We start from the raw sequence: 12,907 nt of genomic DNA, 5'->3' as shown, positions 1-12,907 counted from the left end.
CCGTCGGACGTTATCGCTCAGCGCACGGTGACGAACTCGTGGTGGTTGAACAGCGCGAGGACGACCCCGGTGCGGCGGCGTTCGGCCGCGTCCATCGGGGCCTCCTTCTCGCTCCCGCGTGCTACGGGTGCGTCCATGAAGGCGATACACTCGGACCGCTCCGTCGCGGTCGGTGCCCGCCCGATGACCCGCTCGAACGCGGCCGTCACAAACTTCTCGGGGTCGGTTCCCGCTTCGGTTTCGATTTGCCGCGCGACCAGACGCGCCATCTCGGCGCTCAGCGGGCTGTTGACTAGCGCGAGCGCCTGTTGGGGAACGATGCTCTCGCGCCGCTGGTAGCACTCGCTCACCCCGGCCGCGTCGAACAGCTTGAGCAACTCCATCTGTTTCTCGTGCGCGTGCCGGAAGTAGAGGCTCCGCCGGTAAACCGTCAGCCCGGAGTTGTGGTCGAGGTCCGGTCCGCCGGTCGTCAGGTCGAGCTTGCCGGCCACGAACAGGAGCTGATCGCGGACGGCCTCGGCTTCGAGTCGGTGCGTGGGCACCCGCCAAAAGTAGACGTTGTCGCGGTCGGCCGCCAAGTTCTTCGCATCCGGCGTCGAGCCCTGCCGGTAGGTGCGGCTGGTCACGATCAACTTGTGCAGGTGCTTCATCGACCACTTGTGTTCGACGAACTCGGCCGCGAGCCAGTCCAGCAGCGCCGGGTGCATCGGCCGGCGCCCGTTCTTGCCGAAATCGAACACGCTCGGCACGATCGGCTGGCCGAAGTGCCGCATCCAGATGTGGTTCACCGCGACGCGGGCCGTGAGCGGGTTTTTGGTGTCGGTGAGCCAGTGGGCGAACGCCCGGCGCCGGCCGGTGCTTTCCCCCGACTCCCCTTTCACGGGCTTCACCGCCGGAAACGGCTCGTTCAGTGCGCTGGGAATGCCGGGGAGTATCGGCCGCGACTTGTCGGGGTGGCGCTCGTCGCCGCGCTCGTAGAGGTACGTCGGCGCGTTCGGGTCCGCGTCGAAGGCGCGGGCCAGCCCGTCCTTCTTCGTGTCCTTCTCACTGCCCAACGGGTCGATTCGGATGTTGTGCGGCTCGAATACCGCCCGCACCTGGTAGTATTCGGTTTGTTTGATCGGGTCGTAGAAGTGGTCGTGGCAGCGGGCGCAGCCGATGGTCAGCCCCTGGAACGCCAGGAAGGTGTGATCGACCACGTCGGTCATCCACTTCTCGCGGCTCGATTTGTAGTTCCGCGCCAGGTACCCCGTCGCGCGCAGCACCTTCGGGTCGGCCGGTGCGATCTCGTCGCCGGCGAGCATCTGGTGGATCATCTGGTCGTAACCCAGATCGGCGTTCAGGCTCTCGATGATCCAGTCCCGCCACCGCCACACGTGCGGCTGGCTGTCGCGGACGGAGTTCCCGCCGCTCCACCCCGCCCAGTCCGAATACCGCCACACGTCCATCCAGTGGCGGCCCCACCGTTCGCCGTATCGCGGCGACGCGAGTAGTTCGTCCACCACTTTCTCGTAAGCGCCTTTGGAGGAATCCGCCTCGAACGCCTTCACCTGCGCGGGCGTCGGGGGTAGGCCGATGAGGTCGAAGTACACGCGGCGAATGAGTGCGGCTTTGCCCGCGTCGGGTCGAGGGGTGAGGTCGTGTTCGCGGTGCCCGTCGGCGATGAAGGCATCGATCGGGTTCGCGCCCCAGCCGTCACCGGCTTTCGGCACTGCGGGGCGCTTCACGGGCTCGAACGGCCGCCACGGGTACGACGCGAGGAACCGCGTGTACTTGCCGACGGTCTTCTCGGCGCCCCGGACCTCGTCCGCGGTCGGCTTATCCTGCGGGTCACCGGGGAAGTGTCCCGTCAGCACCTCGACCAGATTCGACACTCCGTCCCCGTCGGAGTCCTCGTTGGCGACGGCGTTGAACCGGGCCGCGATGTCGAACGGCTTGCCGGCTTCTTTCAACTCGCCGCGAACCTCTTCGAGGCGCTCGCCGAAGGCGTTCCGGGGTTTGTCCGCGTGCGGGGCGGTTTCGCCCGGAACGTGACACAACCGGCAGTCGTTCGCGCGCGCCGGCAGGTACGGCCCCATGTGCGCCAGGAGCGACTGCTTGTGAACCGGTTTGGCGCTCGCGACCAGCGGTAACAGGAGCGCGAACGCGAACGCGGTGGCAAAACGGGTCATACTCGTGCGCCCTCGTGCGTCAGCCGATGATGCCGGTGATCGGTTCGCCGAAGTCGATCTCCAGCCGCTTGCGGCCGGGCACCTCGAGCTTCCGCGGGTCGAGCCCGAGTTGGTGCAGGACGGTCGCGTGGACGTCGGTCACGTAGTGCCGGTCCTCGATTCCGTGGAAGCCGATCTCGTCGGTCTTGCCGTGAACCACGCCACCCCGAATCCCCCCTCCGGCCAGCCACACGCTGAACGCCTGCGGGTGGTGGTCGCGGCCGTCCCCCTCCGCGCCCGGCGAGCGCCCGAACTCGGTCGCCCACACCACGAGCGTGTCCTTCAGTAACCCGCGCTGTTTGAGGTCGCGGAGCAGTCCGGCGATGGGCTTGTCAGTCTGCGTCGAGAGTTTCGTGTGGTTATCTTTGATTTTGGAGTGGGCGTCCCAGTCACCTCCGCCCCCGCCCCCGTGGTACACCTGGACGAACCGCACCCCGCGCTCCACCAGGCGCCGGGCCGTGAGGCAGATCTTCCCGAACGCGGCCGTTTCAGCCCGGTCCACGCCGTACAGGGCACGGGTCTTCTCCGACTCCTTTTCGAGTTGCAGCGTTTCGGGTACCGCGGTCTGCATCTTGAAAGCAAGCTCGTAAGACTTGATCCGCGCCTGCACCTGCGGGTCGTCGGGGTAGTCGATCCCCGAGAGGCGGTTCAGCTTGCCGATGAGTCCGAACTCGTCGGCCTGTTCTTTCGCCGTCTTACCCGCCGGCAGTTTGCCGAACGGGAGCGGGGCGCCTTCGAGGTTGAGCCGAACGCCGGCGTGTTCCGGGCCGAGGTACGCGGCCCCGTGCGCCCATTCGCCGCCGCAGCAGTCGCCCGGCGGAACGCCCAGGACGACGTACTCGGGCAGGTTGCCCGTCAGTGCCCCGAGGCCGTAGCACGCCCACGACCCGATTGTCGGGTAAGCCCCTTCGCGAACGTGCCGACCGGTGTGGAATTGGAGCATCGCCCCGTGGTCGTTGTCGGTCGTCCACACCGTTCGCACGACGGCCAGGTCGTCCGCCATCTCAGCGGTGTGCTTCCACCAGTCGGCCGCGAGCAGTCCGGATTTACCGTACCGCGCGGTGCCGCAGTTCAGGCCCATGAGCATTTTGCGGTTACCGTGCTTCGGGTTCCCCTCGACCACGTCCTTTCTCTCCGCCTTCACCGCGTCCGCGAACGGGGTGTCGGCGATCGACTTGCCGTTGTACTTGTTCAGCGCCGGCTTCGGGTCCCAACTTTCGAGGTGCGAAACGCCGCCGCACAAGAAGATCCAGATGACGTTCTTCGCCTTCGCCGGGTGGTGCGGGCCGCTCTCGACCCCGACCATCGGGTCGGCCGCGCGCCCGACGCCGTCGCGGAAGAACATCGCTCCGAGGGCCAGCCCGGTGAACCCGAGGCCGGTGTCGGCGAGGAACGAGCGGCGGGTCGCCCCGCGGTGGTGGGTCCGGCTCATGCTCGGCCTCCCGGGGTATCGGGGCAGTACATCGTCGCCACCAGTGCGTACAGTCGGGCGACGCGGACCAGATCATCGACGTTCGCCCACTCCGCGGTGGTGTGTGCTCCGCCGGCCGTCGGGCCGTGGGTGACGGCCGGGATGCCGGCCCCGGACCAGAAAGAATTGCCGTCGTCCACGAACGGCTTCCCGCCGATCGGCAGGCGCTCGCCGACGAGCGTCGCATACGCGGACTGGAACACTCCGACGAACGGGTCGGACGTGTCCAGCCGGAAGGCGTCGCGCATGAGCCGCGTTTCGACCTCGATGGCCGTCCCCGTATCACTTGCCAGGGCCGCGCACAGGGCGCGGAACTGCTGGTCGGCGTCGGCGAACCGTGTACCGGGGAGCCAGCGGCGGGTGCCTTCGAGCCGACACGTCTGTGGGAATTCGTTGTAGATCGACCCACTCTGGATCGTGCCGACGAACGCGCTCGCGGCCCCGGCCAGTGGGTCCGATTGTCGCGACAGTTCGGCATCTAGTCTGGCGAGGCGGGTGACGAGTTCGGCCCCGACCGCGATGACGCTCGGCTCGTTCGGCCGGTTCACCTCGTGGACCGGCGGCCCGGGCCGCCGGATGGTCGCGGCCCACGTGAATCCGCCGCGGCCGATCACCGGCAGCGCCGCGTTGAAGTATTCCGGGAGCAGCACCGCGTTCCCGACGATCCCGTCGGCGACGAGCCGGTCGAGTTGGCTGCCGTCGCCCCACGGCGTCTCGTGCAGGTCGTGTGCGGTGAGGAGGATTCCGCCGCCCGCCAGCCCGCCGGCGTCGCGCACCGCCCGCAGTGCTTCGACGGCCGCCGCGATGCCACCCTTCATGTCGGCTGCTCCGCTCCCGGTGAGGCGGTCGCCCGATACTTTCGGGGGAACAAACGGTAGGTGAACGGTGTCGAGGTGGCCGTTGAACTGGAGGGTCCGGCCCGGGCGCCCGGACGAGAGCCGTGCCACGACCGCCGGCGCCGTCGGGTGCCCGGCGGGCGGGCGCTCGACGGCGAACCCGTCCTCGGCGAGTACGGCCGCGAGTTCGTCCGCGGCGGCGCCGGCCGAACCGGTCGGGCTGGGCTTCGCGATGAGCCGAACCGCTGTTTCCAGCAGTCGCTTCGCGTTTACCGCGGCGCACACGGCGGGCAGCGGGTGCGCCCCGCTATGACGGGCCTCAGTTCTCATCGATGTGCCGCTCCAGGGCTTCCACGGCCGCGGTCTTCGGCCCTTTCCGAAACGCTTCGAGCAGTTCGGCGTGGTGCCCGTGCAGTCGGGCAAGATCGTTTCGCTCGTTGTGCTCGCGAACCGTCTCCCAGAAGTGCGCCCGCAGCCGGGTCACGATCGTCTGCCAGATGGCGAGCAAATCGGGCGAACCGGCCCGCTCCAGCACGTGGCGGTGGAACGCGAGGTCGAGTTGCGGGAGCAGTTGCCACTCTTTCTGCTGGCACGCCCGATCCATGCGGTACAGCACGTCGTCCCAGTAACGGAAGTCGTCGGGCGTAAGAGAATCAAATATTTGCTTGAACGCGTACACCTCGATTGTCTGCCGGATCGGTAGCACGAGCCCGCGGATCGCTTCCGGTGCGGGCGGGGCAACGGTCACGCCGCAGTTCTGTTTTGTGACAAACAGCCCCTCACTCGTGAGGAGCGAGAGTGCCTCCCGGATCGGCCCGCGGCTCACACCGAACCGCTCGGCGAGCGTCGCTTCGGACACTCGGTCGCCCGCGTGCAGGCGACCGGCGAACACGTCTTCCCGGAGGCGATCAGTGATCTGCTCGCGGGTGCTTAACACCCCACGGGGGCTTGACATTTCAAGGTGCCTCCCAATTTCTTTGGAATTCCTGTTGACTACAATATTGTCGACTGTGTAGATTGTCAACAATCGTGGTCGGATTTTCAATCAGCGCACACACCGCGTTCACCTCACTCCGCGGTGTCTGGATCGGGCCTCTCAGTCTCGTTGAGAATTATGATATTAGTGCGAATTTCCTCGTTCCACTTCCTCTCACGGTCATTTGAGGTGCCCCCATGTCCCGGCCTTTCGAGCGCTCGCGTCGCGGGTTCACGCTGATCGAGCTGTTGGTCGTCATCGCAATCATCGCCATTCTGATCGGCCTACTGTTGCCGGCGGTCCAAAAGGTGCGCGAGGCTGCTGCACGCATGAGTTGCAGCAACAATCTGAAGCAGATCGGCCTCGCCATTCACAACTACCACGACCAGAACGACAAGCTCCCGGCCAGCCGGTACGGGGACTACAGCGACGGGGCGGCCTTCGGCGGACCGTTCTACAGCTCCAGTTCGTGGAGCTTCTTGGCGCTCATTCTGCCCCACCTCGAGCAGGACAACGTCTACAAGGTCGGTAACATCCCCACGTCCACTTTGGCGGCCAGCCCTGCGTTAGGTCAATCGATCAAAACATACTTGTGCCCAAGTGACCAGATGTCATCGATACGGACCTTCAACGCACGGTCCCGGTACTCGCAGACCAACTACGTCGTGGGATTGACCAATTACAAAGGTGTGCTGGGGAGCAACTTCAACTACGGCGATTATGCCAACGCGAACCCCGCATTCGTAAATTCCGGCGACGGGTTCTGGGGTGCCAACGGGCTTTTCTCACTCGACCGGTGGAAGACGTCGGTCACACTCGTCGGCATCGCGGACGGGACGAGCAATACGGTCATGGTCGGCGAGGACATCTGGACCGCGGATTACGCGAACGGCACGCAACCGGGCAACGGGTTCTCGTGGGCGCATTCGGTCGAAGCTACGCTCACGTGTGCGATGCCCCCGAACTACATCAAGCACGCGAACGGGGTGCCGATCAACACGACGAGTTTGGACCAGGCCGAGTGGGGGAGCTACCACGGGTTCAAGAGCAAGCACACGGGGGGTGTCCAGTTCGTCTACGCCGACGGCTCCGTTCACTTCGTTCGGGACTCGATTCCGCTTAGCACGTACCGCGCTATGGCGAGTTATGCCGGTGGCGAGGTTCTCGTCGATGCACCGTAAGTTGCACCGGATCGGCCCGCGGGCGTTCCGCGTGGCGGAGTTTCTGCGCGAAAGCGGCTCGAGGGTCACTCACTTCGTTTTTCGTGGAGTCTGCCCATGCCTGGTCCGAGGACGGCCCGCGCTCGGTTTTTCGTTGCCCTGGCCATTGCCCTCGCCGCCCTCGCAACGGGCTGCGGCAGCGAGGGCGAGAAACTCGCGCCGGTGTCGGGCGTTGTCACCGCCGGCGACAAGGTGGTCCCGAACGGAACGCTGACGTTCTACCCGGATGCGTCGAAAGGGAACGCGACCCAGCACCAACCGACCGGCGTCATCGGCGCCGACGGGCGCTACGAGGTGTTCGTTCCGGGGAGCAAGAAAGGCGCCCCGCCCGGCTGGTACAAGGTCGTCGTGTACGCGGTCGATGACCCGCAACCGGGCAAGCCGAACAAATACTTCGTCAACAAGAAGTACACGGACCAGGCCACTACGACGGTGCTGATCGAAGTGGTCAACAATCCGGAGCCGGGCCGGTACGATTTGAAGCTCAACAAGTGACCGCGGTCCGCGACCTTCTGACACAGCCGGATACTTTATGCCCGATCCGATACGCCCTGAACCCGAGTACCGTTACGAGAAGCTCACGTGGCCGGAGGTGAACGCCGCCGTAGCCCGCCGGCCGGTGTGCGTTCTACCGGTCGGTAGCATCGAGCAGCACGGCCCGCACCTGCCGCTCGACGTGGACGTGGTGTGCCCGGCCGGGATCGCCGCGGGCGCCGGGCGCGAGATTCCCGATCAGGTACTCGTCCTGCCGACCCTGTGGAACGGGTACACCGCGCACGTGATGGACTTCCCCGGCACCCTCAACGCCCACCACACGACCCTGCTCGAATCGGTCCTCGATGTCACCCGCAGCCTGGCTTACCACGGGTTCAAGAAGATCCTGCTCCTGAACGGGCACGGGTCGAACTTTCCGATCCTCGATATGGCCGCCCGGCGGACCAACTTGGAGACGGACGCCGAGTGCGCCGCCCTGTCGTGGTGGGGCCTTCTCACGGTGGACAAGGCCTTCCTCCCGGGCTGGCGGGAGAGCAAGTTCCCCGGCGGGTGCGCGCACGCGTGCGAACTCGAAACCTCGCTGTACATGTACCTGGACGGAGGGGGCGTTCGCCGGAACCTGATCCGCGACGGGGCCATCAAGTTCAACGAGGAACACAGCCCGTTCCTGTGGCTCGACCTGTTCGCGTCCGGGCCGATGGCGTTCGTGCCGTGGACCAGCGCGTACTCCGATACCGGGGCGTTCGGCGAGCCGGAACGGGCCACCGCCGAGAAGGGCGAGCGGGCCTACCTGGAGGCCGTCAAGCAACTCGTCGCGCTCGTCTCGTGGTGGAAGGACCGCCCGCGCGACACCCGGCGCGACCACCACGCCGTCCCGCCGACGTTTCCGCTGCCGTGGGGCCAGCGCCCGTTCTCAAGTACGGGAGGCGCCGCGCGATGAAAATCACGCACGTTGAAGCGATCGTACTGCGGCTCCCGCAGGTGAGTGTGGCGGCCGATGGTACGCAGGACACGTGCCTCGTCCGCATCGACACTGACGCCGGAATCAGCGGGTGGGGGGAAGTCGATTCGTGTCCGGGGGCTGTGAAGGCCGTCATCGATGCCCCGCTGTCGCACTCCAACTGTTCCGGGCTGGCGCGCGTGCTGGTCGGCTCGGACCCGCTCGCCATCGAAGTGTGCAACCACCGGATGCGCGTCGCGACCAATTATTACTCCAGCGGCGGGGTGGCCGTTCACGCGATGGCGGGCGTCGATATGGCCCTGTGGGACATTGCCGGGCGGGTTCTCGACAAGCCGATTTACCAACTCCTCGGTGGGCCGTTCCAGACGCGCTTTCGGGCGTATTCGAGCGTGCTGTTCGGCGACACCCCGGCCGCTACTTACGACGCCGCGCGGCGCTGGGCCGATCGCGGGTTCACCGCCGTCAAGTTCGGCTGGGGACCGATGGGCCAATCCGAAACGACCGATATCGCGCTCGTTCGCGAGGCCCGACGCGGCCTCGGCGAAGTGGACCTGCTCATCGACGCGGGCGAGTGCTTCGACGCCCGGACCGCGATCCGCCGGGCGACGAATTTCGCCGAATTTCGCCCGTACTGGCTCGAAGAGATGCTCCACCCCGACGACATCGCCGGCTACCGGACCCTGTCGGCCGTCAGCCCGACGCCGATCGCGGCCGGGGAGACGGCCGCTCGGCTGGACGAGTTTTTGCGGATGCTCGACGACGGCGGGTTGGACTGGATTCAGCCCGATCCGTCGCGGTGCGGCATCTCGACGATGGTCGCGGTCGGTCGGGCCGCGATCGCCCGACACAAGCGAGTGTGCAACCACACCTTCAAGAGCGGACTCACCATTGCGGCGAGCCTGCACGTGATGGCCGCGCTGCCCGGGATCGATGTGGTGGAGTTCTGCATGGCCGATTCGCCGCTGCGCCATGACCTGACGCACGAGCGGTTTGACGTTACGGACGGGTTCACGACGATCTCCGACCGACCCGGTCTCGGGGTGACGGTGAACCTCGACACCGTCGCCAAGTACAGGGTGGCTTGAATGGGGGCACAAGAACCCGACCCGGCGACGAACGCGCGGTACGTGACGCTCGCGTACCTCTGCGGACTCACCCTGATCCTCTACCTCGACCGGATGTGCATCGGGAAGGCCGCGCCGTTCATTCAGGACGAACTCGGGTTACTCGACTGGCAGATGGGCTTCGTCCACGCTGCGTTCATGCTCGCCTACGGGCTGTTCGAGGTGGTCACGGGGCACTGGGGCGACCGGTTCGGCTCGCGGCGGGTGCTGATCCGCATCGTCGTGTGGTGGTCGATCTTCACCGCGCTGACCGGGGCCGTCACCGGGTTCGTGATGCTGCTCGTGGTGCGGTTCCTGTTCGGCGCGGGCGAGGCTGGCGCGCTGCCGAACGTGTCGCGGGTGGTCGACCACTGGTTCCCGCCGTCCGCGCGCGGGCGGGTGCGCGGGTTCGTTCACACGCCCGCGCTCGTCGGCGGGATGGTGGCCCCGCTGGTGACCGCGTACCTCATCGAGTTGATCGGGTGGCGGTGGGTGTTCGTCGCGTTCGGGTCCGTCGGCGTCGCCTGGGCGCTCCTCTTCAGCCGGTGGTTCCGGGACGCCCCCACCGACCACCCGGCGGTGAACGCGGCCGAGCGCGCCCTGATCGGCCCGCCGCCCACAGCTGCTCACGCCGGCCACCTCCCGGTCCGGCCGATCCTCGCCAGCCGGAACGTGTGGCTGCTGTGCGGCGTGCTCGCGAGTGGGTCGTGTTGCGTGTACCTGATGTTCGCGTGGTACCCGACGTACCTCGAAAAAGTGCGCGGCGTGTCGAACGTGGAATCGGGGTGGTGGAACAGCCTAATCATGCTCGGCGGTGCGGTCGGGTGCCTGGCCGGTGGGTGGTTCGCGGACCTCGCGCGCCGGCGCGTACCGAACCGGCGGTGGACGTTTCCCGTGGTGGGTGGGCCGGCGTTCGCGCTAGCCGCGGTCGCGCTGGGGGCGGGCTCGTTCGCCTCGGCGGTAGAGTGGAAGAGCGCGTTTTTGGCGGTCGCGTGCTTCGGCATCCATTGCCACGCCGGGTCGTGGTGGGGGGCGAACAGTGCGATGAGCGCGCCGCACACGGCCGCCGTGTTCGGGGTCATCAACTCGTTCGGGGTGCTGTCCGCCGCGGGCGCGCAGATCGCGTTCGGAGCAGTCTCTCGCGCGTACTGGGACGGCGCGTTCCTCGTGTCGGCGGGGTTGCTCGCGGTCGGGGCGGTCTGCTGGTTGTCAGTTGATGTCCGCAAACCGGTGTTCCCCGCGGAGCGCCCCGGCGTACAACCCGAATGAGAATCGCGCGGCGATTGGAGAGGTTCCCGATGCGAATCGCGACGGTCACGCTCGTGCTGCTGGTCGGCACCGCGCCGGTCCGGGCGGACGCCTCCACCGGCGAGCAGATTTATCGGAAGCGGTGCGCATCGTGCCACGGGCCGAACGGGGAGGGGGCGAAAAAGTACCCCGAACCGCTGATCGGTGACCGGACCGTCAAGGAGTTGGCGAAGGTGATCGCGCGCACCATGCCGGAGGACGATCCCGGCTCGTGCGTCGGCGCCGATGCGGACCTGGTTGCGGCTTACATCCACGAGACGTTTTACTCCAAAGCCGCCCGCGAGCGGAACCATCCCCCGCGCATCGAGTTGTCGCGCCTCACCGCGGTGCAGCACCAGAACGCGGTCGCCGATCTGATCGGGAGCTTCCGCCCGAACGTCGCGAACCCGAGCGCGGAGAAGGGGCTGCGCGGCGAGTACTTCCAGTGGCAAGAAGACATCGTTTCGGGCTTCTACTCGGACAAGGATCGGGCCATCGACCGCACCGACCTGACCGTTCGATTCGACTGGACCCGAACCCCTCCCATTGAGGAAAAGAAGAAGGGCGAGGGCTATTCCGTGCGCTGGACCGGTTCCTTCACGGCCCCGCGAACCGGGGACTACGAGTTCATCGTCCGGTCCGAGAACGGGGTCCGGCTGTGGGTCAACGCTCCCGCCGCGCCGCCCCACAGCAACCGCGCACAATCGGTGGACCCCAGCCCGAAGTCACTGATCGATGCGTGGGTCGGCGCTGGCTCCCCCACCGACCACCGCGGCACGGTGCGGTTACTCGGCGGGCGCTCGTACCCGATCCGCCTCCAGTTCTTCAAAGGAAAAGAGAAGACCGCGTCCGTGTCGTTGAAATGGAAACCACCACTCGGCACGGAAGAAGAGATCCCCGTTCGCCACCTGTCCCCGGTGCGGGTGAGGGAAACGTTCGTGCCGAAAACGAAGTTCCCGCCGGACGACCGGAGCCTGGGTTGGGAGCGCGGCACGTCGATCTCAAAGGCGTGGACCCGGGCCACATTCGACACGGCTTTGGAGACCGCCGGCTACGTCGGTGACCACCTGCACGAACTGGCCGGGTTAGCGGAGAAAGAGCCCGACCCCCGCGCGAAATTGCGCCGGTTCTGCCAACTGTTCGTGGAGCGTGCCTTTCGCCACCCCTTGTCGGAAGAACAGACGAAGGTCCACGTCGATCAACTGTTCGATTCGACCAAGGACACGGTCACCGGTGTGAAGCGGGTCGTCGCCGCGGCGCTGATCTCACCGCAGTTCCTCTATCGCGACGCGGAACCGATCCCCGAGGGTTACGCGGTGGCCGCGCGGCTGTCGTTCGTGCTCTGGGATTCGCTCCCCGACGCCGCACTGCTGACCGCTGCGCAGGACGGAAAACTGACCACCCGCGAAGAGATCCGAACCCAGGCCGATCGGCTGTTGAGCGACCCACGGGCGAAGTTGAAGGTGCTCTCGTTCTTTCACACGTGGCTGCGCCTCGACCACGCGACGGACGTCGTCAAGGACGCGAAGCGGTTCCCGGGGTTCGACCAGGCCGTTGTCGCGGACCTCCGGGTGTCGTTGGACCTGATGCTGGAAGAGATCGTCTTCGGCGGCAAGTCGGACTTCCGCCAACTGTTGCTGGCGGACCACCTGCCACTGAACGGTCGGCTCGCGGCGATTTACGGCGCCGCGACTCCGAAAACGGGTGACTTCACGAACGTGGTACTGAACGCCGAACACCGCGCGGGCGTTCTCACCCACCCGCTCGTGATGACGGTCCACTCGTACACGGCGGAAACGTCCCCGATTCATCGCGGGGTCTTCTTGACTCGTGGTATCCTGGGGCAGAACCTGCGTCCGCCCCAAGAGGCGTTCACGCCCTTCGCCGCGGAGTTGCACCCCGCGCTCTCCACGCGCGAGCGGGTGGGACTGCAGACGAAACCGGCGAACTGCATGACGTGCCACGGGGTCATCAACCCGCTCGGGTTCACGATGGAGCACTTCGACGCCGTCGGTCGGTTCCGTGACCGGGACAACAAGAAGCCGGTTGACGCGACCGGCAGCTTCCGATCCCCGTCGGGCCACGAAGCGAAGTTCGCGAACGCGCGCGAGCTGGCGAAATTCGCAGCGAACAGTGAAGCGGTCCACGCCGCATTCATCGAGCAGATGTTTAGCCATCTAGTTCAGCAGCCGATCCGTGCCTACGGACCGACCCGACTGGCCGAACTGCGAACCGGCTTCGCCAAGGATCAATTCCACGTTCGGAACGTCGTCGCGGAAATTGCGGCGATGGCCGCACGCCCCCCCGAGCCCAAACAGACCCCGAAGTCGCGCTAAACGAGGTGGACA

At 66.5% G+C, this 12,907-nt stretch carries 10 protein-coding genes; 6 read left to right on the top strand and 4 right to left on the bottom strand.

Annotated features, from left to right (window positions below; translation table 11 throughout):
- Positions 1-17: 17 nt before the first annotated feature.
- The 4 genes from J8F10_RS11805 to J8F10_RS11790 are packed head-to-tail and all read right to left on the bottom strand — an operon-like array spanning position 18 to position 5,472.
- Positions 18-2,171, bottom strand: coding sequence for a DUF1549 and DUF1553 domain-containing protein (locus J8F10_RS11805; RefSeq protein WP_210654018.1), 2,154 nt, complete (start codon positions 2,169-2,171; stop codon positions 18-20).
- Between the two features lie 19 nt (positions 2,172-2,190).
- Positions 2,191-3,642, bottom strand: coding sequence for a DUF1501 domain-containing protein (locus J8F10_RS11800; protein ID WP_210654017.1), 1,452 nt, complete (start codon positions 3,640-3,642; stop codon positions 2,191-2,193).
- Positions 3,639-4,847: a M20 family metallopeptidase gene (locus J8F10_RS11795; RefSeq protein WP_210654016.1), complete on the bottom strand. Its 1,209-nt coding sequence runs from the start codon at positions 4,845-4,847 to the stop codon at positions 3,639-3,641. The genes J8F10_RS11800 and J8F10_RS11795 overlap by 4 nt, the downstream gene beginning before the upstream one ends.
- Complete coding sequence (locus J8F10_RS11790) at positions 4,837-5,472, bottom strand: GntR family transcriptional regulator (protein WP_210654015.1); 636 nt, start codon at positions 5,470-5,472, stop codon at positions 4,837-4,839. The genes J8F10_RS11795 and J8F10_RS11790 overlap by 11 nt, the downstream gene beginning before the upstream one ends.
- A 218-nt stretch (positions 5,473-5,690) precedes the next feature.
- On the opposite strand from J8F10_RS11790, the gene J8F10_RS11785 reads away from it, so the two are divergent.
- The 6 genes from J8F10_RS11785 (at position 5,691) to J8F10_RS11760 (ending at position 12,895) form a co-directional block, all read left to right on the top strand.
- Positions 5,691-6,674 (top strand): DUF1559 domain-containing protein, encoded by a 984-nt coding sequence (locus J8F10_RS11785; protein ID WP_210661869.1) that lies wholly within the window; start codon positions 5,691-5,693, stop codon positions 6,672-6,674.
- Positions 6,675-6,770: 96 nt separating this feature from the next.
- Positions 6,771-7,208 (top strand): hypothetical protein, encoded by a 438-nt coding sequence (locus J8F10_RS11780; RefSeq protein ID WP_210654014.1) that lies wholly within the window; start codon positions 6,771-6,773, stop codon positions 7,206-7,208.
- Positions 7,209-7,245: 37 nt separating this feature from the next.
- Positions 7,246-8,148 carry a creatininase family protein gene (locus J8F10_RS11775; protein ID WP_210654013.1) on the top strand — a complete coding sequence of 301 codons (903 nt, stop codon included), beginning with the start codon at positions 7,246-7,248 and terminating at the stop codon, positions 8,146-8,148.
- Positions 8,145-9,254 carry a mandelate racemase/muconate lactonizing enzyme family protein gene (locus tag J8F10_RS11770; RefSeq protein WP_210654012.1) on the top strand — a complete coding sequence of 370 codons (1,110 nt, stop codon included), beginning with the start codon at positions 8,145-8,147 and terminating at the stop codon, positions 9,252-9,254. Before J8F10_RS11775 ends, J8F10_RS11770 begins: the two co-directional genes overlap by 4 nt.
- A complete protein-coding gene (locus J8F10_RS11765) occupies positions 9,255-10,541 on the top strand; it encodes an MFS transporter (RefSeq protein WP_210654011.1) in 1,287 nt (428 codons plus the stop codon). It begins immediately after the preceding gene.
- 29 nt (positions 10,542-10,570) lie between these two features.
- Positions 10,571-12,895: a DUF1592 domain-containing protein gene (locus J8F10_RS11760; RefSeq protein ID WP_210654010.1), complete on the top strand. Its 2,325-nt coding sequence runs from the start codon at positions 10,571-10,573 to the stop codon at positions 12,893-12,895.
- Positions 12,896-12,907 lie beyond the last annotated feature (12 nt).

This window comes from Gemmata palustris, from assembly GCF_017939745.1.
Classification (GTDB): Bacteria; Planctomycetota; Planctomycetia; order Gemmatales; family Gemmataceae; genus Gemmata; species Gemmata palustris.
This window is presented reverse-complemented; position numbering and strand designations above follow the sequence as displayed.

Coding starts and splice junctions, on each gene's coding strand:
- J8F10_RS11805 (WP_210654018.1), bottom strand. CDS start 2,171: ATGACCCGTTTTGCCACCGCGTTCGCGTTCGCGCTCCTGTTACCGCTG.
- J8F10_RS11800 (WP_210654017.1), bottom strand. CDS start 3,642: ATGAGCCGGACCCACCACCGCGGGGCGACCCGCCGCTCGTTCCTCGCC.
- J8F10_RS11795 (WP_210654016.1), bottom strand. CDS start 4,847: ATGAGAACTGAGGCCCGTCATAGCGGGGCGCACCCGCTGCCCGCCGTG.
- J8F10_RS11790 (WP_210654015.1), bottom strand. CDS start 5,472: ATGTCAAGCCCCCGTGGGGTGTTAAGCACCCGCGAGCAGATCACTGAT.
- J8F10_RS11785 (WP_210661869.1), top strand. CDS start 5,691: ATGTCCCGGCCTTTCGAGCGCTCGCGTCGCGGGTTCACGCTGATCGAG.
- J8F10_RS11780 (WP_210654014.1), top strand. CDS start 6,771: ATGCCTGGTCCGAGGACGGCCCGCGCTCGGTTTTTCGTTGCCCTGGCC.
- J8F10_RS11775 (WP_210654013.1), top strand. CDS start 7,246: ATGCCCGATCCGATACGCCCTGAACCCGAGTACCGTTACGAGAAGCTC.
- J8F10_RS11770 (WP_210654012.1), top strand. CDS start 8,145: ATGAAAATCACGCACGTTGAAGCGATCGTACTGCGGCTCCCGCAGGTG.
- J8F10_RS11765 (WP_210654011.1), top strand. CDS start 9,255: ATGGGGGCACAAGAACCCGACCCGGCGACGAACGCGCGGTACGTGACG.
- J8F10_RS11760 (WP_210654010.1), top strand. CDS start 10,571: ATGCGAATCGCGACGGTCACGCTCGTGCTGCTGGTCGGCACCGCGCCG.